Genomic DNA, 24151 nt, shown 5'->3' on the forward strand with positions numbered 1-24151 from the left:
GCTGCTTTAGCACAAATACAGAAATAGTAGCAGGTGCATTTGAGAATGGTGATTATAATGAATAATGAAGAATATTTAGAAAATTTAGAAAAAGAATTAATTGATAGCAATGAAAAGATAAAGGATATTGAAGCAGCAAAAAAATATGCAAAAAATCTATTGAATCTTGGTTTACCTGTGATTTTTGATAAACAGCATTTTGCATTGCTTGTTGGAAGAGAATTATCAGAAATTACAAAGATGATGGCAATGATAGAGACGAATTACTATCATGAAGCCAAGATAGTTAAGAAGTCTGGAAAGATGAGAACACTTAATATTCCAGCGGTTAGCTTACGCTTGGTGCAAAAGTGGATACTAGATAAAATATTATACAAAATAAGAGTTTCACAATATTGCAATGGGTTTTGTAAGAAAAAATCTATATGTACAAATGCACAAAATCATTTGAATCAGGACTGTATTGTGAATATGGATATGAGTGATTTCTTCCCAAGTATCTCTCAAAAACAAATATTTAGGATTTTTTATTATTATGGATACACAGTAGAAGTGTCGTATATGCTAGCTCGATTATGTACGTATGATGGTTATTTACCGCAAGGAGCCCCAACGAGTCCATACTTGTCTAACATCGCATGTTTAAAATTGGATAAAAGGTTAGCAGGACTTGCAAAAAAATATGAATCAACATATTCTAGATATGCAGACGATATTACTTTTTCGGGGAAATGTGGAATACAAAAAATTATTCCTGTTGCAGAGAAGATAATTCAGGATGAAGGTTTTTCATTAAATGTGAATAAGACTAGGATAGCATATTATTATCAACGTCAAGAAGTAACAGGAATAAATGTAAATGGAAAGAAGATGCATGTAGATAAGCGATATGTAAAAGGATTTTGTCAGGAGATATATTATTGTGAGAAATTTGGTGTGCATGACCATCTTCAACATATTAAATGTAATAAGCATTTTTATAAAGAGCATATGTATGGAAAAGCGTATTATATTAATATGGTTGACAAACACTTAGGAAGAAAACTATTAAGTAGATTAGATAATATAGATTGGGATGATTAATTATGAAGAAGGAAGAGTTATTTGAATTGAGATATTATGCGAATTGTATGGAAAAAGGGATTGATCCTACATCGGGGTTAGTTTTTCCAGAAGATACAGTAATGAATTGCAAGAAAATAAAAAGTTATAATGGTAAGGTTCGAGAATTGCTTGATTCATTAATAGTAGCGATTGAGAATGATGGAAAAAAAACTAATAATCGTAAGATACCTTTTTTTATATCCTCCAAAGAAAAAGATAAATTTCAATATTCTGTCAAGCCAGTTCCAATTAGTGAATTTTGTCATCAAATTAATGATATTTTATTACCGGGTATGACAAGGCTGATTGCAAAGGAGATAACACATGGGCTAGAAAAATTGGGATATTTAGAGACAAAACCACTTGGGGAGGATAAAAACTATAAGTGTGTGACAGATAAAGGAAAAGCAATAGGGATTATTGAGGAAAATAAAGTAAATTTATATGGAAACAGGTATAGTGTAAATTTGTATACAAGAGATGCACAGGAATTTGTTTTGCGTAATTTAGAAAAAATATTACAAGAAAAGTGAAACAATAGTTTTTCATTTTAAGAATATGTAAAAAATATATGGCAACATTTTGGCAACAGAAAATCAGTAAGCCAGAAGAAGATATGTAATTGAGATAATATAGAAGCATTTTCTACATGCAATTTAAACAAAATAGTTTAGGAAGAACCATGAACTTGCCGAGTTTGAATAATTGTCAAAAGTCCAGGAACCTAGTGTTTATGAGGGTTCCCGGGCTTTTTTTATGGCTCGTGACATTGCTGTGACATTATTTTTTGAAACTCGGTCTTTTTTTAGACCTCGCTACTGCCGTGCCGGTGCCGGCCGGGAAGCGCGCCGTAAGGGGATTGATTAATTTGTAATCCTGTGATAAGATTTCCACATGAGCACCGTGTACAGGGTGGCGGCCTCCCATCTTACCAAAGAAGGGAGGTGGTGTGGTATGGGGACATTTGAAATTTTGAGCTTGCTCTTCTTGGGCGGCACGTTCCTGATCGCATTACTGACCTACATAGACAGGCATAATAAGAAATAAAAAATGCCTACCCTGTCAGCCAAACAGGATAGGCGCGTCCTCATGTAGGACGTAAATAGACCTTATGGCTTCCACCTTGTGGGCGGATGCTCTTTTTATGTACTCATTATACATCATAAGAAAAGAAAATGCAAGTCGAGGTAAATATCCTGCCTAGTCGGGAGCTTTAAAATATGCATTTCCACTTTGTGTACCGGTTCCTTTTCTCTTGCCATAATAAAGACCTCCTATGATTTTTATTTTATCACGGAAGCTCTCTTATTTGGCTATTTACAGAAACAGTTTCACAGACTGGACAAAGCCGCTACAAACCTTGATTTCACAGGGCTTGCAGCGGCTTTGTCATATACCGCTGTTCAGCATAGAATACCAGACACAGCAGCTTACCAATACTCATATCCGACACCCCATAAAAGATTATGGCAGTTGGCGTACTGCTATTCTGATTGAAAAACAAGTGTCATATTGTTTTTTAATTTACATTTCCTTAAATCCTGTTCCGGAATACTTTTTATATTTTTGTTTTCAATCAGGCGTAAATATTCCGCATGCGATAAATGTAATTTTTGTCTTACCAATGAAGAAATTTTTATCGGAAACGGATATTTACTTTTGATTTCAAGTTCCACATTTTCATTCAAAAGAAAGTCATCACCAATAACTGTATAATTAGGGACTTCAACTTCATCAACACCATTTCTATAAAGAAAATCACTATCCATTGCATATTCCTCTACGAGTGATTGGTTGTTTTTATGAAAGCCATCTAATTGCACCGGATTTATAGATTGGGGGGAAATTTGGGAATGCACTCTCGCGTTCCATGTAGTATTACAATCCGAGCAGTTATATATTAACCAAACGTCCAATGCCCGCCGTTGGGCATTCACGCGGAATTTTTCCGAACAAAAAAAGTGTGATTTTTCCCCACATTTTTTACAATGTTTCGATACTGCCGGCAAAGAAAGATATTGCACTTCCCATGTGATTTTTTTCATCTTACACCTCCGTCTTTGTCTTACTTCTACAAAGAAAAAGGTGGATTTTCACAGCTTCTTTTCATAAAGGGCCTCCTTTGTTTTGATAAGAAGATTTTAACATTACACCTTACCAAACCCAACCTAATGATCTTTTATGAGATAAATATGAGAAAACGGCTGATATGGTTTTGAGTAAGCCATATCAGCCGTTTTTCACTTCTTATTTTTTAACTGCCCAACAATCCGTTGAATACTTTTCAAAGATAGATAATATTTCTCTGCTAAGGTTTCCATATTTGTCCCTGCAAGATAATCCGCATAAATTTGTCTGTTTCTCTCCTGTAGCTCTTGGCGGGTTGAGGTCGTGTCTCCCCAGCTTTTTTTATTATCTGCGATTCTGGGAATATAGAGAAATTCTCCATCAATGTACTCTTGAACCTTTAGCAATAATTCTTGTGGCAGAACGTGTGTTGCTTTCTTATAACTCATTCTCGTGCTCCTAAATGATGTTTTACAGGAACAGCAAAGACTATCTGCAACACGTATTCATTTTTTATTTGTTGCGATAGCTTTGCTTACGCAACGATAACGATAGGATTAAGCATATATCTACAAGCCTCCTTTTCATGGTCTTATCTTTATATTTTATTGCGGTGCAGCAAATAGGGATACCTCAATTTCGTTTAATAAAAGAAAATGAGGTTTATCTGTAGCTGCTGCCCCTTAACAAACATAAGGATAGAGTATTATATCATTTTTTCTGCCAAGGTACAATCTGTACCCCCTAGAAGATTTATACCATTTCAGCCATATAATGGTATTGTGCAAACATATCCGATTTTATTACGCATTGGTAGCCCTTCAAGGGTGGTAACCACACAAAAAAAGGAAGATGATGGCACTTTTGCAATATTGGTAATAATTTAGTAAAAAGCTGTAAAATCAGTCCCCAAACCTCATTGTATATCCTCTCATATCATGATAATATGAATATAGTTACACAATACGATACTGACTAAGAAAGGGAGCGGATAAAATGGTATTTGAACCGGATGAGAAAATGAAAAAGAAAATGTCGAAAGACGGAAGTGTGCTGAAATTTATGTACAGTGTGGCCGGACTTGGAAAAGGGCTGGCTGCGGCGGGGGGCATGCTGGTGGGCATTGGAGTATTGCTGGGCGCAGTATTTCAGATGACACTTGAGATGGAGATGATACAGATACTGATGTTTGCCGGGGCCTTTGTGATTCCGGGAATCCTGCTCGTTTTAGGCGGCGTTAAACTGCAGAAGACACGGGATGACAAATGGCTGAAAAAGTATGAAAAAGAGACGGGACTTCCGGAAGCAGAGATTTTGAAAGCAGATCAGGAGTTCAGGGAACCGGGAACCATTCTGTTTAGCTTTGAAAAGCAGAAGGATACCAACAGTTTAAAGAAAATGGGTTTTATAACAAAGCATTACATCAAGATGCCGGGAATAGGGGCTTCTATGGCACGCATGGAGGATTTGGTGGCCTGTTTTTATACAAATAAGTTCCGGTGCCAGGACGGCGGTTATGATCGGGCGTTTGTGGCTTATTCCAATGATAAGAAAATGGCGTTTATCAACACTTCGATCAAGGAAAAGGACGCAGTGGAGATTGTACAGGCGGTTGTAAAACGGAATCCGTCCGTCATTCATGATCACCATTTTATGTATGAGAACAAAGAATATGATGCCGCACGTGATATGGATGAAGTCATCGCATTACATAATCAGGTTACAGGAGCTGGAATATCGTGAAAATTACAGAATTGAGATGTACCGCTTGTCAGGGAACGATGATTGTAGACCCTGAAAACCCCAACTATGCCATATGTGAATACTGTGGAACCAGATATTTGATTGAATGGGATACGGCAGGGGGGAGTGGGGCTGCGGGAGAGGGAAACCCCTCTCTGAAAAAGATTCCGGAGCCCATTAAGTATCAGCCGGTCAAGATACATGAAAAGAAAAAAACAGGATGGGAACCATACGGCTGGAAACGCGGAGCCGCGATCGTCGTGCTGTTTTTTGTGATACTGGGCGTAATGAGAGGTCCTGCCATTTACCGGCGCTATAAGATGGACCATGAAGTGAAAGTAAATAGTGAGCAGCCTGCGGACGCCGTCAACGGAAGTGTGGCAGGAGTTGGAAAAACAGAGGAAGAGAAAATTAAGCTGGAGGGAATTCTTGCCGCATTTGCGGAGCAGGTATATGGGCAGCCCGCGGAATTAATCACCGATGAACAGCTGGCAAAGATTCAGTGGCTGGAATTCAGGACCACAGCCGATTTTGAGATGATTGGGTACAGTTTTTATAATCCATATACCGGTTCCGGTGACGGAGCCGCCGATGGGGAAATCGTCGTTTCTGAGCCGGAATTGACCTGGGTCAGCTTTCCCAGAGACAACTATATAGATATGAGTTTATCCAGCCTGCCGAAGTTTACGGGGGTAAAGAAACTGAAAACCAACCGTGGTCTTACATCGGAGGAGATCGCAGGCCTGCATCTTGAAGGGATCAGCGGATACTTTGACAGTCTGGACGGTGTGGCAGAATTGATTGGCGATACGGATTCCATGAGGGAAATCGGCATGTCCGGAGACAAGGTAAGCATTAACGGAGCCGAAAAGTTTCCGAACCTGGAGATCCTGAGCCTGAACTGCGATCAGATAGAGGAGCCGAAAAAGCTGGTCGCTGTCAAAACACTGAAATCCCTTTCGGTCGATCTGTATGACGAGGGGATGGATTTTTCCGTTTTCGGCATGATGCCATGGCTGGAGCGGGTGACGATCAGTTCAAAGAAATTAAAAGATTTCAGCTTTGTGTCGGGGCTGGAGGGACTAAAGGAACTGAACTTAAGCTATGGAACATTCCTGAATCTGGATCCGCTTAAAAATTGTACGGGGCTGGAGAGCCTGACCGTAGAGCGCTGCGACGAGCTGAAAGATATGTCTGCGATATCCGGATTGACAAATCTTAAAAAATTGAAGCTGGAGCTGCCATACGGCTGCCCGGAGCCGGATCTGAGCGCTCTTTCTGCCATGGAGGAGCTGTATCTGGACAGCTTTGAGAATACCGCTTTTCTGCGGAATATGCCGGAGCTTAAGACAATGACGCTGGATGGATGCAGGGTAAATAATCCGTCGGATTTTGAGGGCCTGGGGAAACTAACCACCTTAAACTGCACCTCCTTTGGCCAGATGGAACGGGACTACCGTTTTATTACAAGACTTCCTGCGCTTGAGAGCCTGAACCTGAGCGGAACAAAGACTTACGAGGATATTTCCGGCATTTTCAACATGCCGACGCTGAAGTCTTTAAACATCAGCGGTATGGATTGTGAGATCAATTTTGATAAAATCCAGGATAATACAAGCCTCGAACAACTGAAAATCGATCATATCAAACTGTATAAAAATGTATCGGTCAGAGGAGGGGGCGGAATCTACTCTGTAAACTGGGATGATGTGAATCTCACGGATCATCTGTCTTTTCTGGGGAAATTCAAAGGATTGAATGCACTCAGCATTAAAGAAAATGAATTGACGGATCTGGAATTTGCGTCATCGTTGGAGGCGCTTAAATCGATCAATTTCTCGGATAATTACGTGACGGATATATCGCCGCTCTCCGGTCTGAAAGGGCTTCGGGAAGTAATCTGCACAGAGAACCCAGTCTCAAACTTTGAAGTGTTGAGTGATTCTGTGACGGTGATCCAATAGCGGGCGGTAAGTTGTTTTCCATCTTCAGGGCGAATGAAAGGGACAGTGGATGAGTTTAAAGCAATGTGAAAAAGAAATGAGGACCAATAATACGGAAAAATTATTAAATTATGCTAAGAATAAACTGCATGTCGTGATCGTAACGATACCTCTCGTTGGCGCTTTTGTCCATAACAGGAAATTACTTCTATCATAGAAAAAGCCCGTCGGACTCTTTCCTGGCTGCTCTTATTGCAGGAAAGAGTCCGACGGGCTTTTGAAAGGCAAAGACAGGGGGCTGCGTTGCTCTCAGTATACGTTACAGCTAATTGCGAAATTATAAGTTTACTTCTGCATTGCCTTTTCCGCCCAGGAGGAGTCCTTAAAGATTGCTCTCCCTACTCCAATCAAATCTGCTTTATTCTGCTCCAATAAACGCTCGGCGGCTTCTCTGTCCACAATCCCACCTGTCAGTATCACGGGAATGGAGACGGATTTTTTTATGGCTTCGGTCAGCTCACTGAAATAGCCCTGTTCCTTCGATCCGGGACGCACGTATCCGCAGAAACCGCCGGAGATATCCAGCAAATCAATGCCGGCCTTTTCAAATTCGATTGCGGCAGATACGCTGTCTTCTATTGTGGTTCCGCCCTCCATATAATCACACGCGCCGAGACGCAGCGCAAGGGGGTAAGCGGTTCCAACCACACGGCGGACGGCCTCGATGACTTCAAGATGGAACCGGATTCTTCCGTGGAGTGAAGAAGCGCCGTAGGAATCCGTGCGGCAGTTGGTGAGAGGAGAGAAAAACTGGTTCAGAAGATACCCGTGGGCCGAGTGGATTTCCACACCGTCAAACCCGGCCTCCTTCGCCCTGCCGGCGGCGCGGGCAAAGTCATCGGTGACTCTCCTTATGTCTGTGGCGGTCATCTCCCGGGGCAGCGGAGATCCGGCCGCAGCCCTGGGCATAAGAACAGCCCCGGCGCTTATGGCCTCACATCCGGTAATCTCTCTTTTCGCGGCTCCTCCCGCATGATTAATTTGAGCCATCACTTTCGTATCATTCCGGTGAATCACGGACACCAGTTCCTTTAAACCGGGAATATCGCCGTCATCGGATATGGAAAGCTGTCCACTGCCGGCTTTTCCCTCCGGACTTACAAAGCTGTGCTCTGTGATAATCAGGCCGATATGTCCGCCGTGCGACTTTTCCTCATAATATTCACACAGCTCCCGGGTAACTTTCCCATCATCTCCCGATTTAGCCGTTGCCATCGGAGGCATAACGAGCCGGTTGGGCAGTGTCAGATTTGCAATTTGAAGCGGGAAATTAAAAAGGGTCATTTAAATACCTCCTTGAAACAATGAATTAAATAATGTTTTGAAATATTAAATAGTACCTGCATTTCTCTTATTCTAACACGTCATCAAAAAAATAGTAAGAATATGGTCAAAAGAAAGACGCCGGCTTCAGGATGCTGGACGAGTGGGAGCCGTTTATTTTTCCCCCTCCACACATCTCAGAAAATGCTGCCCCGCCGCCGACAATTTCCGATCCTTCCTGTAAATCAGTAATACCTGGCTGGTAACATCGGGCGTGACCGCGGCAACCGTAAACGCATTTTCCGGCAGATTAAAACTCATAATCTGTTTTTCCATCAGCAGTGCAATGCCCATCTCTTTTCTGACCAGATCAATGATATTTTCAATCCGGTGGCTTGAGAATACTACGTTGGGGGTAAAACCGGCCTGTTCACAGGCGCGGATGCACAGCTCATAGAGAAAGGTTTTCTCCTTGATGAAAAGCAGCGGCTCGTTACGGAGCAGATCCAGTGAAAGCGGCGTCTGCCGTGATGCAGAGAGCGGGTGGGAGGAGGGCAGCAGTGCAATCAGCCGGTCCCTTGAATAGGGAATCCGGATAAAGTTGTCATTCAGTTCCGGAGATTCCCGTGTAAAGGCCAGTTCGCATGTTCCCTCGTCCAGGAGCGGTATCAGTTCGGAGGCCTCCGCTTCCAGCACATGCAGGGAAATATTTCTGTTTTCCTGATTGAAACGGGCGATGACATCCGTGATCCGGTACTGGGCCATGACGGGGAGGGAACCAATTGTGAGCGAGGAGGAGAGGTTTCCAAGATGGTTGTTGAGTGCGGTTGTATATTCATACTGGGTGTCCAGGATTCGACGCGCATAGGGGAGAAAGAGTGTTCCGGCTTCATTGAGTTTTACACTTCTGCTGGTCCGCGTAAAGAGCGGTGTCCCAAGCTCCGTTTCTACCTGTTTTAAGTGTTTGGAAATCGTGCTCTGCGTCGTAAACAGGCGCTCGGCCGCCTCATTAAAATTCCTGGTTTCGGCTAGGACTACAAATTCACGGATATATTCGATATTCAAATCAATTCCCCCTTATCAATGAAACGGAACCCTCTATTTTCTATGTCCCCCTAACTGGCTGTAGACATATATCAATTCGATTATGGAATTGATCATACTGGAATCAGAATTGCTTGTCAATCCCTTCCAAAATATAATAGAGACAGCGGTTATATAAAAAGTTACGGTTCACCGCTCACTGTAAAAATAGGATTAAGAATAAGCAGTTTCATGTAAAGGAGAGAATCAAGATGGACAATCGGACAGAGATCCTGGATTTGAGGACAGCGCTCCAGGTTTTGAAGGAGACACCGGGACAGTTGGTGGAAACGGATGTGGAAGCGGATCCGATGGCGGAATTATCGGGTGTGTACCGCCATATTGGAGCCGGGGGAACGGTGCAAAGGCCGACGAGGGTGAATGGGCCGGCGATGATATTTAACAAGGTTAAGGGTTTTGACGATGCCAGGGTTGCAATCGGCATCCTCGGCAGCAGGAAAAGGGTGGGGACGCTTCTGGGATGTGAGCCGGAAAATCTTCCGAAACTTTTATGCGAGTGTGTGTGCCGTCCGATTCAGCCGGTCACGGTGGAGGAGGCGCCCTGCCAGGAGGTAGTGCATCTGGCCTCGGAACCCGGTTTTGATTTGAACCGGTTAGTTCCGGCGCCGACCAACACACCGGTGGATGCCGGACCTTATATTACCCTCGGAATGTGTTATGCCAGCCATCCCGATACCGGGGTTGGGGACGTGACGATCCACAGGCTCTGTATTCAGGGAAAAGACGAGCTTTCCATTTTCTTTACTCCGGGGGCAAGGCACATCGGGGCGATGGCCGAGCGGGCGGAGGAGCTGGGGCAGACGCTGCCGATTTCCGTCAGCATCGGCGTGGATCCGGCGATTGAGATTACCTCGTGCTTTGAGCCGCCGACAACGCCGCTCGGTTACAATGAGCTCTCCATCGCAGGCGCGCTTCGGGAGTCTGCGGTAAAGATGTGCAGGTGTAAAACCGTTTCCGAGCTGGCAATCGCAAATGCGGAATATGTAATTGAAGGGGAGGTTCTGCCAAACCGCCGTGTTCAGGAGGATCAGAACAGCCATACGGGTTATGCCATGCCGGAATTCCCGGGTTATACCGGAGGGGCCAGCGACCAGTGCTGGATGATCAAGGTGAAGGCTGTGACACATCGGAAACATCCGGTTATGCAGACGTGTATCGGCCCGAGCATGGAGCATGTAAATATGGCGGGAATCTGCACGGAGGCCAGTATTTACGACCTGGTGGAACGGGCAATGCCCGGCCGTCTTCAGAATGTGTACTGCCATCCGTCGGGAGGCGGTAAATATATGGCTGTCATGCAGATTAAAAAGAGCATGGCCAGTGATGAAGGGCGTCAGAGGCAGGCGGCTATCCTGGCCTTCAGCGCTTTTTCCGAACTGAAACACGTGATTCTGGTGGACGAGGACGTAGATATTTTCGATTCCGACGATGTAATGTGGGCGATGAATACGAGATACCAGGGAGATGTGGATACCATTTTCCTGCCGGGCGTACGCTGTCATCCGCTGGATCCAAGCGCCCAGCCGTATTACAGCCCGTCGATTTCAGACAGGGGCATATCCTGCAAGGTTATTTTCGACTGCACCGTGCCCTTCCATTTAAAAGAACATTTTGTGCGGTCACAGTTTATGGAGGTGGATCCTGACAAATGGGTAAAACTAGATTCGTAATAGGCATCAGCGGAGCCTCCGGCGTTCCGATTGCCGTGGAAGTACTGCGACAACTTCATCGGCCGGAGATTGAGACGCACCTCGTTTATACAAGAGGCGCTGAGATAACACTGGGGCAGGAGACAAGTCTTTCCCGGGAGGAACTGAATGCTATGGCCGATGTGGTTTATGATAACAGTAATATCGGAGCAGCCATAGCCAGCGGGACATTCCGTACCGCCGGAATGATTGTAGTGCCGTGCAGTATGAAAACAGTGGCGGGAATTGTCAGCGGATACAGCGATAATCTTCTCCTGAGGGCGGCCGACGTAACCATAAAAGAGGGGAGAAAACTGGTGCTGGTGGCGCGGGAAACTCCTCTCAGCACCATCCATTTGAGGAATCTGTATGAGCTCAGCCGGATGGGAGCTGTGATAATTCCACCGGTGCTCAGTTACTATAACCATCCTGATTCGGTGGAGGCCTGCACGGCGCATATTGCGGGAAAGGTGCTGGATCAGTTTGGAATTGAGGCGGAGCATTTCTGCCGTTGGGGAGAAGAGGACAGATTGGACGAAGAATGCAGATTAGGCGGAGAGGGTGTCGGATTATGAAAAGAGTTACATACAGACAGACGGTTCTCAATTATCCGGTCACTGCAGAAATTTCGGTGCTGAACCAGGGCATACATATTCTCCTTGTGGGCGGAATGAAAACCCATATCGGCGCCGTCAGCATCTGCAGTGCCGACGGCCTTCAAACCATGGAGGAGAAAGGTCACAGAGAAAGCGCGGTCAGCGCCCGGTGGGCCAGGGTTCTCTATGAGGCCTGGGGCTGTCCGGTGACGGTGGCGTGCGGGATTCACTATGATCACATTTCAAAGGAAAAGATACGTCTGATTTTGGATGAGACGGAGGTGATGCTGGAGCAGGTAGGGAAGTTAACGGAGGTTACTGTTCACAGGTAGTATTCCGCGAGGTGTTTTTTGCCGTTTCTGTGCATCGTGCAGCGTGTTACTGGGCACGGAGTGAACAGTAACTAACGGGGAGATAAGGCGTACTCTGTCCTGAATGTGCGGGGCAGAGTAATTTTGAATTCATATTGACAAATGGAAAGCAGCGGTATACAATTAAACTAACAATGTTAGTTTAAGGAGAACACCGGGATATGAAGGGTAAAGGTTTGACAATAGAAATGATCGTTGATACTGCTCTGCAGTTGGTTGAGGAGAAGGGATACGGCAATTTTTCGGTGCGTGAGCTGGCTTTGAGGATGGATGTGAAGGCAGCGTCACTGTACAACCATGTGAACGGAGTTGAAGATATTAACCGTGAGGTCGGAAAGCTGGCTGCTACCAGGCTCAACGGCAGCCTGGCCCGTGCGGTTGAAGGAAAGACGCGCGACGAGGCCGTTATGGCCCTGGCTTATGCATACCGCGGATTTGTGAAAGAAAATCAGGAATTATACAAAGCGATTATCGGCATGCCTGTGCTGGATCAGGGAGACGGCACGATCGAAGTCGGCAGGGAAAGCATGCTGGCAATCAGAAACGTTGTCTGTCAATATCAGATCCAGGATGAGGAAAATGTGCATTTTTCACGCTGTTTCAGGAGCGCCCTGCACGGTTTTGCCCTGCTTGAAGCGGCAGGATATTTTACGGGTAAAAATATTCATTCTGAGGAAAGCTTCCGTTTCCTGGTGAAAGGCTATGCTGACTGGCTCCATCGTTTGGAGGAGCAGCAGATCCGGGGATAAATGGGCAGCCGGCAAGAACAGAGGGGGACGTTATGAAACAACAACTTAATGAGAGGGAACGGAAGGTTTTTGTCGAGATGCCGGAAATCAGTTCCGTATTTACACTGGCTGTGCCGGCCGTGCTCAGCCAGATTATTTCGGTTGTCTATAACCTGGCCGACACCTATTATATTGGGCGGACGGACAATCCGGATATGGTTGCCGCCGCCTCTATCTGTATGACGCTGCTTCTGCTGATGACGGGGATGGCCAATCTGTTCGGAATCGGCGGCTCCAGTCTGATTGCCCGGTGCCTGGGGGCAGAAAATTTTAAGAAGGCGCGGCAGACATCGGCTTTTTCCGTCTGGGGAGGCGTGATGTTTGTCATCGTGTATTCGGTGCTGCTGTTCTTGTTCAGAGGCTCATTCCTGAGACTTTTAGGGGCCGGGAACGGGACAATCGAATACTGCTACACTTATATGTTCTGGACCTGCATCATAGGAGGCCTGCCTACGGTACTGAATCCTCTGCTGGCGCATCTGGTGCGTTCGGAGGGAGCTTCGAAGGAGGCAAGTTTCGGCGTATCCATGGGAGGAATTCTCAATATCGCCCTGGATCCGCTTTTTATGTTTGTCATTCTACCGAAGGGCTGCGAGGTTGCAGGGGCGGCCATCGCAACAATGCTATCGAATCTGAGTGCAACCATCTATTTTATCATCTATATCATCCGTCACAGAAAAACGACGGTGCTGTCGCTGGCTCCGCGCGATGTCTCGTTTGGAAACCAGATACCGGGGGATGTGCTGTCAATCGGGCTGCCGTCTTTTTTAATGACGATGCTTTCCAGCTTTTCCAACGCCGTGGTCAACAACCTGATTTCGGGGGAGAGCTCCGCGGCAGTGGCCGGAATGGGCATTGCCAAGAAAATCAATATGCTATCGTTCCGCGTCTCTACCGGAATTACACAGGGAGCGCTTCCGTTGATTGCCTATAACCACACGGCGGGTGATTTTAAACGGATGAAAAAGTCCATTCTGAGCGCCGCCGGACTGGCTGTTGGTTTTGCTTCCGTCTGTATGTGTATATCATTCCTGTTTGGCGGTATTTTTGTAGGCTTTTTCATAGACGACGCCGAGACGGTCCGGTTCGGCAGATACTTTGTGAAGACAATCTGCCTGGCTATGCCGCTTGCCGCGGCGACTATGACGTTTATGATGCTTTTCCAGGCCACGGCCAGAAAGGCTAAAGCCACGTTGATATCCATGCTGCGAAAGGGAATTCTGGACGTACCCCTGATGTTTGCACTCAACAGAATCTGGCCGCTCTACGGCGTGGCTCGCGCAACTCCCATTGCAGAGCTGGTTGCCTGCACGATAGCGGTGACAACAGCGTTCCGGTTTTTGAAGAGCCTGAAAGCAGGCGATTCGCCGTTGACCGGCGGCCGCTGAAAGGAAATAGAATGTTCCAGGCCTGGTATAATTCAACCCAATCATACCAGGTAAAAAAATGCAATACAACTAACGGTGTTAGTTATATTGCACAAAAATTAATTCTGTTTTTTGTCAATTACAGCCGTATACAAGAAAAAATAAACATGATAATATTCTGTTATACAGAAATGAATTGCGTAAAATAGAAATTTTGGAAAATAAAACCGCAAATCATGAAACCAAATAAAAAGTGAGGGAAATGGAAAGGAGTGAGTTGAATGGCAGTAGGACCGCTTAGCGGAGTGAAGGTGATGGAGTATTGTAATTTTATTTCAGGGCCTTTTTGTACAAAGCTGCTTGCCGATCTCGGAGCCGAAGTTATCAAGGTCGAAAGGCCGGAAGGCGACGACGCAAGGAGAAGGGGGCCGTATTTGAACGACAATCCCGACCCGGAACTTTCGGGACTTTACCTCTACCACAACACAAACAAGCTGGGGGTAACCCTGAATCTGGAGTCTCCCGAGGGGCGCAGCATATTTAAAAAACTGGCTGCAGAGGCAGACATACTGGTGGAAGACACAAAACCGGGGGAGATGGAGCGGTTGGGACTGAATTATGAGGTCCTGAAACAGTTGAATCCGTCCCTGATCATGGCATCCATTACTCCGTTTGGACAGTATGGCCCATACCGTGATTACAAGGCATATTATCTGAATACATATCATGCCAGCGGAGCCGGCTATGTCCTTCCGGCCGCCTCGCCGAACGCAGACAGGGAGCCAATCAAGGGCGGCGGTTATGTCGGGGAGAGCGACGTCGGCGTCTATGCGGCGGTCAGCATTATGGGAGCGCTTTTCTGGAGAAATGCGGGCGGAACAGGACAGTACATCGACATTTCCAAACAGGAAGGCATGATGGCTCTGGAAAAGATGAATATTGTCCGCTACTACATGATGGGTAAGAGCCCTTCGCGCGTCGGTGTAAACCGCGTGCGGGACACGCTGCTTCAGTGCAGGGATGGCGGCTACATCATCGTGGTGCTCTATCCGGAAAAACAGTGGAGAGGCATTGTGGAGGCTCTTGGCAATCCGGAATGGGCTCAGAAGGAACCGTTTATCGACCAGAAGGACAGAGATGCCCATTTTGAAGAACTCAAGGTTTACCTGAGGGAAGAGGCTAAAAAGTATGACACCGAGGAGCTGTTCTTCAAGATACAGGCTCAAGGCACGGCATGTGCGCCTATCTGTTCCGCGGAGCAGGTATACAACTCGCCTCAGACAAAGGCCCGTGAGTTCTTTGAAGAGATTGAACATCCGGTGGCAGGCAAACTGGAATATCCGGGTATGCCTTACAAATTTTCTGATATCAGAATCAGCGAAAATCACGGTGCTCCTCTTCTGGGACAACACAACGAAGAAATCTACTGCAGCCGCCTTGGCTATACAAAGGGTGACCTGGTGAAACTCAAAGAAGCCGGCGTCATTTAAAGAGAGGAGGACCAAGAGATGTTTAAAGATGCTTTAAAGGGAATAAGAATTGCTGATTTCAGCTGGGTCTGGGCAGGTCCTTATGCGACTTCACTCCTCTCCTATATGGGCGCTGAGGTAATTAAAATCGAGAGTCGGGGCCGTGTAGATCAGACCCGAAAGGGTTCCATCATGAACGGCGACAGTTTTAACGGTTATGACTCTTCACCGACTTTCAACAATGCGAACCTGAATAAACAGGGCGTGTCGATTGATATCACAAAGCCCGAGGGCTCCGAACTGGCGAGACGCCTTGTAGAAAAGTGTGACATCGTCGTTGCTAATATGCGTCCGGGAAAGATGGATAAACTGGGACTAGGCTACCAGGAATTGGTAAAAGTGAACCCCAATGTCATCATGCTGGAATCTTCGGGATTCGGATGCACGGGCCCGTATCGTGGCTATGCCGGATTTGCACCGATTTTTGCATCTTTCGGAGGTCTTGCCTATCTGACCGGCTATGAGGACGGCGCGCCGAATGTTATGAGCGGAGTCCAGGATATGCGAGCCGGGACCATGGCCGCATTTATTCTTATCACAGCGCTGGTCAACAGGCAAAAGACGGGAAAAGGCCAGTATATCGATCTTTCTTCATCGGAGTGCCTGAGCGCCCTCGTGGGTCCGGAATTGATGGAATATACGATGAATAAGAGATCGCCGTTCCGATGCGGGAATCAGGATGCCATTATGGCACCGCACAACTGTTACCGTTGCAAGGGCGAAGACAAATGGATCAGTATCGCGGTAGCTACGAATGAGGAGTGGGAGGCGCTTCGTCTGGCCATGGGAGATCCGGACTGGGCCAGGGCGGAAGAGTATACAGGCGTATACAGCCGCTGGCAGCACAGAAAGGAACTCGATATCCATATGACGGAGTGGACGGTAAATTATACCCACTATGAACTGATGGAACTGCTCCAGGGTGTGGGAGTTGCGGCAATGCCGTCCTTTGATGCGGAAGAGATCCTGAAGGATCCCCATACGAAGGAAAGGGAACTGTTCACAGAGGTGGATCATCCCGCTCTTGGAAAACAGGTGGTCATGAATCCCGCATGGAAGCTTTCGGAAACGCCTGCCAGAATCCGTAAGCCGGGGCCTCTCCTAGGCGAAGATAATTACGATGTGTTTGAAAATCTGCTGGGAATGCAGGAAGAAGAGATAAAGAAGCTGGAAGAAGCGCAGATTATCTGGTAAGACCCGGATAAAACGAAACACCAATAATGGAAAACGGAGATGGGGAGATACAAGATGTTTAAAGATGCTTTAAAAGGAATAAGAGTCGCTGATTTCAGCTGGGTTTGGGCGGGACCCTATGCAGCGTCCCTTCTCTCCTACCTGGGGGCAGAGGTAATCAAGATAGAGAGCCGCGGACGCATCGACCAGACACGCAAAGGTACGGTCATGGACGCCGATAATTTTAACGGTCTTGACAATTCTCCCACCTTTAACAATGCCAACCTGAATAAGAAGGGAGTTTCCCTGGATCTGACTCAACCGGAGGGTGCAGAGCTTGCTAAGAAAATCGTGGAGCATTGCGATATTGTTATTGCCAATATGCGCCCCGGCAAGATGGAGAAGCTTGGGCTTGGCTACCGGGACCTGGTGGCGGTCAAACCGGATATCATCATGATAGAATCCTCCGGCTTTGGCTCTACCGGGCCATACCGCAGTTATGCCGGATTTGCACCGATTTTCGCATCCTTCGGGGGACTTGCCTACCTGACCGGATATGAGGACGGTGCGCCGAACGTCATGAGCGGAGTCCAGGATATGAGAGTCGGGACCATGGCTGCCTTTATCTTAATCACGGCCCTGATTCACAGGCAGAATACGGGAAAAGGCCAGTACATTGACTTGTCCTCGTCCGAGTGTATGAGTTCCCTCATCGGTCCGGAGCTGATGGATTACACGATGAACGGCCGCTCACCGTACCGCCGGGGTAACCGGGACGATATTATGGCTCCCCACAACTGCTACCGCTGTAAGGGCGAGGACAAATGGATCAGCATCGCGGTGGCCTCCGATGAAGAGTGGCAGTCCCTTCGGAGCGCGATGGGAGATCCGGAGTGGGCAAAGAACCGTGATTATGACGGCATGTACGGCCGGTATGAGCACCGGCGGGAGCTGGACCGTCATATGGAGGAATGGACCGCAGCCTATACGCATTATGAACTGATGGAACTGCTTCAGGCGGCCGGGGTGGCGGCGATGCCGTCCTTTAATGCAGAGGAAATCCTCACGGATCCTCATACAAAAGCCAGAAATATGTTTACTGAGGTGGAACATCCCACACTCGGCAGACAGGTGGTCATGAATGCGGTGTGGAAATTTTCCGAGACACCGGCGAGGATTTATAAAGCAGGCCCGTCAATGGGAGAGAGCAACGATGAAATTTTCGGCGGCCTTCTGGGGATTCCTAAGGAGGAGAGACAGAGGTTGGAAGAGGAAAAAATCATCTGGTAAAAGCGATAAAAACTGATACCGCAAAATGCGGAGGTATTTCTGAAAGGAGAAGAAAATGGCAAAATTTGATGCTGCGTATGATTGGGATCATCTGAGTGATGAAGAGTGGAACAAGACGCTGGACGAACACATTGCAAAGTTCAACGAAGGAAGGGGAGAGGTTATGCTTCCGCCTCCGTCCCACGCCATCATGGACGATGAGTATGTAAGAGGAATTAATTATAAGATAATTACCGAAGATTTAATCCGCCACTACGCGGACGCTATTGGCGATCCGAACCCGTTCTGGCGCGATCCGTCCTATATTGCAAGCACGCGATGGGGAGGTTTTATCGCCCCTCCGACATTTGAAACATGCATCGCATTCGGATCCTCTTTTGGCGGCCGTCTGAGGGTGCCCGGGATTTCACGTCTGGCCGGAGGCAGCAAGCATGAATACTTTAAGCCAATCCGTCCGGGAGACAGCTTTTCGATCTACGACAAGTATGCAGGATTTGTAGAAAAACAGGTGACAGATAAACCGTACCGTATGTTCATTGAGAGTGTTCCGCGTTATTATATCAATCAGAGGGATGAGGTGGTAGCGATCGAAACGCACCGCAACATCTACATGGCTACGCCTCCGGGAAAACGCGGTAAAAAGGTAAAAGAAGCGAAGATGTACCAGGATAAACAGAGACATTTTTACAGTGACGAGGAGCTGGAGATGATCCATCAGGCATATGACGACCAGCTCGCAGGCAAGAACCGACGCGGCGCCAACATCCGCTACTGGGAGGACGTGGTGGAAGGGGAAGAAATCCCAACCGTTATCAAAGGGCCGATGGATGTGGCCGATGCCTGCGCCCGCACCATGGTAAGCTGCTATCCATATGCATACGCCATCAAATGGGCTGTGATGAGGGAACACCTTCAGCATCACCCGAAGGATCCTGAGACAAATGAGCATATTCTCCGCCGTGACTGGCACTATACGGATCATGCGGCTCACATTTTCGGTTATCCGTATGCAAACTCGGCAGGCGCCCAGAATGAGATGATGCTGGTTCACGGAATTACGGACTGGATGGGAGACGACGCTTTTGTTAAATCCATGGATTCCCAGGACAGACGTATGGTATTCTTTGGGGACATGACATACGTTAAGGGGAAAGTTGCAAGAAAATTCATTGAAAACGGGGAACATCTTGTGGAAGTTAAGGTTTGGGGAGAAAATCAGGACGGAGTTGTACATACTAAATCCGATTTCATTGTAAAACTTGTTTCCAGAACGGAATATGACAGAGCTCTTTAATTTCGCATTCATTTAACCTGAAAGAACAGGGGGAGGTTACAAATGAGCAATACGATAGTATTATGGGCGTGTTTAATCGCAATTATTTTAGTCATCGTTGCCTACAACATGTGGAGGGTCAACATGGGTATCGCAGCAATGGCGTTTGCATTCATCATCGGCTGTGTGCTCCAGGGGGAGAAGGCAGCGACAATTTACAAATACTGGCCGGATAATCTGGTGTTCTTCCTGCTGGCCTGCAGCCTTTTCTTCGAATTTGCCTCGGAAAACGGCGCGCTGCTCGTATTTGGCAAAAAGCTTTTGTACCGTTTCAGGAATAACCTGAAACTGATTCCGTGGGTTATGTTTATTATCACCGCGATTCTGGCATTCCTGGGAGCCGGTACAGCGTCTCAGGTCCTGATTGCCCCGATCAGCTATGCAATCGGCCTTCAGATTGGAATGGATCCTTTGATGACGGTCTGCGCCGTCAGCCTCGGCTATACGGTCGGAACTTACAATCCCTGGACCGGAATGGGCGTACAGATGATAGGTTTTGTTGAGAACAACGGAGTGGCAACTGAGATCGCGGTCAGGACCGCAACGGCAAACTACTGTACAACACTGGTAAAACAGTGCGTGACCATGGCCGTCTGCTACTTCTTCTTTAACTGGCTTGCGGCAAGGAAGAAGAAGGCAGCAGGAGAAGTTCAGTCGTTCAGTGCAAAAAATATTGAAATCGAAAAACCCGAAGATTTCAACCCGATTCAGAAGAAGACATTTGTCCTTATCATTCTGTCTTTCCTGATCCTTGTAATACCGAACATGCTCAACACATGGTTTAAATTTGAGAGCCCGATGATACAAAATCTGATTCTCGTATGCCAGCCTCATTCAATCTTCTTAATCTTTGCCATGATTGCCAGTGTAATGAAACTGGCGGACACAAAAGAGGTTATCAAGAGGCTGCCGATGAATACAATCCTGTTGGTGGCAGGTGTCTGCTTCCTGATGGAGATTGCCAAATCGGCGGGTATGGTGGAAGTGATTGAAGGACTCTTCGGCAGCAGCGTTCCGAAGTTCCTGGTCGGTCCGTTCCTCTGCCTGATTGCGGGCATCCTGAGTATTTTCTCAAGTACGTGGAGCGTAGTTCTGCCGTTAATGTACCCCCTTGTGCCGCCTCTGGCCGCGGCAACCGGACTGAATCCGGTGGGACTTTATTCCGCAATTCTGTTCGGTTCCAACGCCACAGGTTTCTCACCGTTCTCGACGGCCGGTTCTATGCTGGTCGGCCTGGCGCCGGATGAACTGAGAGAGGCAATGATTCCGAGGATGATCGTCCTGGCAGTTGCCATGCTGGTTCTCACAATGGTGCTCGGCCTGTTCGGCATGTACGATATTTTCAACTTTATGGCGAGCTGAAAGAGAGCCGCAGGATAAAGCTTCAGACACAGATTCATATAGGACAGAGAACTTTTATATCGGGTTCGGGGTTTGCAAAGCGGACTCCGGACCCGATGGCTTATGGTGGAATATGACGCTAAGCGGCTGCGCCCGGATTCTGCCGCTATATCGATCTGTCGGAAAAGGAGGAATATGGATAAAACATTTTTTTATATCGGCAACCGGAAACCGGGGGAGGGAAGCGGTATGGCCGTCTTCTGTTTTGATGCGGAAACGGGCGCCCTTAGGAATCTGGGAAACGAACTGGAGACGATGAAGCTCTGCATCGGCTGCACTCACATAGACGGAAAACGGAAGATTCTTTACTGTACAGATGAGGTACAGGACTATCCGGGACTGCCGGGAGGAGGCGGCGGCAGACTGTTTGCTTTTGAAATCAGTCCCGGTAACGGCGGTTTAAAGCTCATTGGCAGCAGACCGTCCTACGGTGCAAAACCGTCGTATCTGACAACGGATGAAGATTCAAAATATCTGCTTGTGACGAATCACGGGGGCAGGACAACTGCCACTTCCACGGAGAAGGATGCCTTTGGGCGGTATCATCTGAAGGTATCACACGACGAGTCCTCCGTGGCGCTCTTTCCTCTGAACGGGGATGGGAGTATCGGAGAACCGGTCCACATTTTCCGCCTGGAAGGTTCGGGACCGAAGTTCTTTCAGCACAGCGCCCACGCCCATTCCATCGTGAAAGCGCCGGGAAAAAATTTGTATGCGGTCTGTGATAAGGGCGGAGATCAGATCTACATCTTCCGGATTGATTATGAGAATAAGAAAGTGGTTCCCTGCGAGGGGACGCCATATCTCAGGTCGGCCGGATCCGCGCCCCGCTACGCCGTATTTCATCCATCACGCCCTTATCTGTATGTCAATAAAGAGTCGGAGACAATTCTGTCGTCATTCCGGTACAGTGACCAGGGAAAACTGGAGCAAATTGAAACAATTTCCACGCTGCCGGAAGGATATGATGCTCCGCCCCGTGATGCCCTCTCCCAGTCCGATATCTGTATCAGCGGAAACGGAAAATTTCTCTATGATATGCTGCGGATCGTGAATGTAATCAATGTGTATGAAATTGATGAAACAAGCGGAAAACTGACGCTGATTCAGACACTTAACACGCCGGACGGCGGCCGGGCGTTCGGCCTTTCACCGGATGGGCACTTTATGGCAGTGGCATTTCACGACAGCCACAGGACCGATATTTATGCGGTCGGCGCGGATGGGAAGCTGCAGGGCGTGGTTTCTTCGGCTGCCTCTTCTTCTCCGTCAACCGTGAGTTTTTTCAGCACATCATAATTTACCACATAAAAGTATTAGATAAAAATTTATCAAAAATCAGATTTTCAGGAGGTTTTTAATCATGGATAAAGTATATAAACCAAACCGGCGGATTCCCTGTGTTTATATGAGGGGGGGAACCAGTAAGGCCGTGTTTTTCCACGACGGGGATTTGCCCGCCGATATGCAGGAGAGGGATCGGGTGATTTTAAGCGCTTTCGGCAGCCCCGACCGCAGGCAGATTGACGGAATGGGAGGAGCCAACACATCGACCAGCAAGGTGGCTGTGATTAAGAAAAGTAAGCGCCCGGGCATTGATGTGGATTATGAGTTCGGGCAGGTAGACGTCAATCAGCCTATTGTTGGGAAGACGATGAACTGTGGCAATATCTCCTCCGCGGTGGGCCCTTTTGCCATCGACGAGGGCCTGGTGAAGGCAGTGGAGCCAGTTACGGAGGTACATATTTTTAATACCAATACACAGAAAGAAATTATTGCCCAGGTTCCGGTAAAGGACGGCAGGGCGGTGACGGAGGGAGACTTTGCCATCGACGGAGTTCCGGGAACGGCGGCGAAAGTGACGCTCAAATTCGTTGCGCCTCAGGGAGCGGCGTCCGGCAAACTTCTGCCAACGGGAAATGTGAAGGATAGTATTGAAATTGAGGGAAAGGTTTATGAATATTCCTTTGTGGATGCGGCCAATCCTGTTATTTTCGTGCATCCTGAGGATTTCGGCGTGACAGGCACCGAGATCCCTTCCCAGTTCAATGCCCTTGCGGACTGCAAAGAAATCTGCCGTATCCTGGAAATCATCCGTGGAACAGGGGCAGTCACTCTGGGATTTGCAAAGGATTTAGAGGATGCCAGAATTAACAGCCAGACACTTCCAAAGATCGCTTTTGCTACAAAGCCAGTGGATTACACGGCAGGAAGTGGAAAAGCGATTGCGGCCGGGGATGTTGATATTGTGGGACGCTTGTTTTCCGTTGGGATGAAGATGATTGACGCCTATATGGGGACCGGGGCGATCTGTACCGTAACCGCGGCCAATACACCGGGAACTATCGTTAACGAGATTGTAAAGCAGTCTTTGGGAACCGACTGTATCACGCATCTTCGCATCGGGCACCCGTGGGGAATTATGGATGCATATGCCGATCTGCAAGTGGAGGAGGACGGCACTCATACGGTGCTGAGCGGCAATCTGGACCGTACGGCCAGACGTATTATGGAAGGATATGTTTACGTACGAGACTGAGACTATTAATATGATAAATGGGAGGAATATTATGAATCCTGTAATTGCCAATATGTTGGAACGCCGGAGTGTCCGGGTGTATAAGGAGGAACAGATTAAGGATGCGGATTTAAAGACGGTACTCGAGTGCGGCTTATATGCCCCGACGGGCGGCAATCTTCAGTACAGCCGTTTTCTGGTGATACAGAATCCGCTTCTTATGGAAGAATTGAATCAAGTTATCCGCAAAGAGCTGGCCTCCAGGGAGATTGTCGAGGGAGCGTATATCAATAAGGGGATTATCAGGGCGAGGAAAGAGGGATATCATTTTATTTATCATGCACCGACCCTCATAAGTGCAGTCTCCCTGCGCAGCCACGGAAACAGCATGGCGGATTGTGCCAATGCTCTGGAAAATATGCAGCTTGCCGCGACTGCCCTGGGACTTGGGGCATGCTGGAGCAATCAGCCTCACTGGCTGACCGGCGTACCGGAGGTGCGGTCAATCTTTGAGAGGCTGGGGCTTCGTGAGGAAGAAGACATTTTCGGTAGCATTGCCGTCGGATATCCCGGCTATATTGCGAAAAAAGCTGCGGTCAGAAAAGAAGGCCGGATTGTGCTCGATATGCCCCGCAGTCTTTCTGAATAAGGGACAAGACAGGAAGTGTGACTGTTCCTGCATGCCGCTTTTTGGCAGGCTGTGAACAGCAAATATACGGTCTGGACTGTGGAGGACAAAAGGGAATAAGTGTTTGCCAGGATCTTGCGGAAATGGTATAATTAACTGAATGAGCGACGATGGAAAGTCCGTAA

The 24151-nt window shown here is 47.5% G+C and carries 22 protein-coding genes; 18 read left to right on the forward strand and 4 right to left on the reverse strand.

Translation table 11 applies throughout. The annotated features are described in order from the left end of the window. Positions 1-57: 57 nt before the first annotated feature. From V3C10_05380 to V3C10_05390, 3 genes are all read left to right on the forward strand, one after another. On the forward strand, positions 58-1083 hold the full coding sequence (locus V3C10_05380; protein ID WVP63252.1) for a reverse transcriptase family protein: 1026 nt from the start codon (positions 58-60) through the stop codon (positions 1081-1083). 2 nt (positions 1084-1085) lie between these two features. Next, complete coding sequence (locus tag V3C10_05385; GenBank protein ID WVP63253.1) at positions 1086-1637, forward strand: hypothetical protein; 552 nt, start codon at positions 1086-1088, stop codon at positions 1635-1637. A 421-nt stretch (positions 1638-2058) separates the two neighbouring features. Next, positions 2059-2151: a putative holin-like toxin gene (locus tag V3C10_05390; GenBank protein WVP63254.1), complete on the forward strand. Its 93-nt coding sequence runs from the start codon at positions 2059-2061 to the stop codon at positions 2149-2151. Between the two features lie 437 nt (positions 2152-2588). On the opposite strand, the gene V3C10_05395 is transcribed toward V3C10_05390, so the two are convergent. Together V3C10_05395 and V3C10_05400 are read right to left on the reverse strand one after the other, a co-directional pair. Then, positions 2589-3149 (reverse strand): DUF1062 domain-containing protein, encoded by a 561-nt coding sequence (locus V3C10_05395; protein WVP63255.1) that lies wholly within the window; start codon positions 3147-3149, stop codon positions 2589-2591. 195 nt (positions 3150-3344) lie between these two features. Next, positions 3345-3620 (reverse strand): CD3324 family protein, encoded by a 276-nt coding sequence (locus tag V3C10_05400; protein ID WVP63256.1) that lies wholly within the window; start codon positions 3618-3620, stop codon positions 3345-3347. Between the two features lie 547 nt (positions 3621-4167). Between V3C10_05400 and V3C10_05405 the strand changes: the two genes are divergently transcribed. Both V3C10_05405 and V3C10_05410 read left to right on the forward strand, forming a co-directional pair. Continuing rightward, positions 4168-4914 (forward strand): hypothetical protein, encoded by a 747-nt coding sequence (locus V3C10_05405; GenBank protein WVP63257.1) that lies wholly within the window; start codon positions 4168-4170, stop codon positions 4912-4914. Next, positions 4911-6878 (forward strand): hypothetical protein, encoded by a 1968-nt coding sequence (locus V3C10_05410; GenBank protein WVP63258.1) that lies wholly within the window; start codon positions 4911-4913, stop codon positions 6876-6878. Before V3C10_05405 ends, V3C10_05410 begins: the two co-directional genes overlap by 4 nt. A gap of 324 nt (positions 6879-7202) precedes the next feature. Here the strand turns inward: V3C10_05410 and V3C10_05415 are convergent, their stop codons facing one another. Continuing rightward, positions 7203-8201: an NADH:flavin oxidoreductase gene (locus V3C10_05415; protein WVP63259.1), complete on the reverse strand. Its 999-nt coding sequence runs from the start codon at positions 8199-8201 to the stop codon at positions 7203-7205. Positions 8202-8354: 153 nt separating this feature from the next. After that, positions 8355-9245 (reverse strand): LysR family transcriptional regulator, encoded by an 891-nt coding sequence (locus V3C10_05420; GenBank protein WVP63260.1) that lies wholly within the window; start codon positions 9243-9245, stop codon positions 8355-8357. A 230-nt stretch (positions 9246-9475) separates the two neighbouring features. On the opposite strand from V3C10_05420, the gene V3C10_05425 reads away from it, so the two are divergent. The 13 genes from V3C10_05425 (at position 9476) to V3C10_05485 (ending at position 23987) form a co-directional block, all read left to right on the forward strand. Then, positions 9476-10954 carry a UbiD family decarboxylase gene (locus tag V3C10_05425; GenBank protein ID WVP63261.1) on the forward strand — a complete coding sequence of 493 codons (1479 nt, stop codon included), beginning with the start codon at positions 9476-9478 and terminating at the stop codon, positions 10952-10954. Further along, positions 10933-11547, forward strand: coding sequence for a UbiX family flavin prenyltransferase (locus V3C10_05430; GenBank protein ID WVP63262.1), 615 nt, complete (start codon positions 10933-10935; stop codon positions 11545-11547). The genes V3C10_05425 and V3C10_05430 overlap by 22 nt, the downstream gene beginning before the upstream one ends. Then, on the forward strand, positions 11544-11900 hold the full coding sequence (locus tag V3C10_05435; GenBank protein ID WVP63263.1) for a hypothetical protein: 357 nt from the start codon (positions 11544-11546) through the stop codon (positions 11898-11900). The genes V3C10_05430 and V3C10_05435 overlap by 4 nt, the downstream gene beginning before the upstream one ends. 200 nt (positions 11901-12100) lie before the next feature. Then, positions 12101-12688 carry a TetR/AcrR family transcriptional regulator gene (locus V3C10_05440; GenBank protein ID WVP63264.1) on the forward strand — a complete coding sequence of 196 codons (588 nt, stop codon included), beginning with the start codon at positions 12101-12103 and terminating at the stop codon, positions 12686-12688. Positions 12689-12720: 32 nt separating this feature from the next. Further along, a complete protein-coding gene (locus V3C10_05445) occupies positions 12721-14115 on the forward strand; it encodes an MATE family efflux transporter (GenBank protein WVP63265.1) in 1395 nt (464 codons plus the stop codon). Positions 14116-14375: 260 nt separating this feature from the next. Beyond that, a complete protein-coding gene (locus tag V3C10_05450) occupies positions 14376-15584 on the forward strand; it encodes a CoA transferase (protein ID WVP63266.1) in 1209 nt (402 codons plus the stop codon). A gap of 18 nt (positions 15585-15602) precedes the next feature. After that, a complete protein-coding gene (locus tag V3C10_05455; protein ID WVP63267.1) occupies positions 15603-16817 on the forward strand; it encodes a CoA transferase in 1215 nt (404 codons plus the stop codon). 54 nt (positions 16818-16871) lie between these two features. Further along, positions 16872-18086, forward strand: a complete 1215-nt coding sequence (locus V3C10_05460) for a CoA transferase (GenBank protein ID WVP63268.1) — start codon at positions 16872-16874, stop codon at positions 18084-18086. A 55-nt stretch (positions 18087-18141) separates the two neighbouring features. Beyond that, positions 18142-19380, forward strand: a complete 1239-nt coding sequence (locus V3C10_05465) for a MaoC family dehydratase N-terminal domain-containing protein (protein ID WVP63269.1) — start codon at positions 18142-18144, stop codon at positions 19378-19380. Positions 19381-19422: 42 nt separating this feature from the next. Further along, complete coding sequence (locus V3C10_05470) at positions 19423-20781, forward strand: SLC13 family permease (protein WVP63270.1); 1359 nt, start codon at positions 19423-19425, stop codon at positions 20779-20781. A gap of 174 nt (positions 20782-20955) precedes the next feature. Continuing rightward, positions 20956-22119, forward strand: a complete 1164-nt coding sequence (locus tag V3C10_05475; GenBank protein WVP63271.1) for a beta-propeller fold lactonase family protein — start codon at positions 20956-20958, stop codon at positions 22117-22119. Between the two features lie 64 nt (positions 22120-22183). Next, positions 22184-23359, forward strand: a complete 1176-nt coding sequence (locus V3C10_05480) for a PrpF domain-containing protein (GenBank protein WVP63272.1) — start codon at positions 22184-22186, stop codon at positions 23357-23359. 31 nt (positions 23360-23390) lie between these two features. Continuing rightward, positions 23391-23987 (forward strand): nitroreductase family protein, encoded by a 597-nt coding sequence (locus V3C10_05485; GenBank protein ID WVP63273.1) that lies wholly within the window; start codon positions 23391-23393, stop codon positions 23985-23987. Positions 23988-24151 lie beyond the last annotated feature (164 nt).

Source organism: [Clostridium] symbiosum (genome assembly GCA_036419695.1).
Classification (GTDB): Bacteria; Bacillota; Clostridia; order Lachnospirales; family Lachnospiraceae; genus Otoolea; species Otoolea symbiosa_A.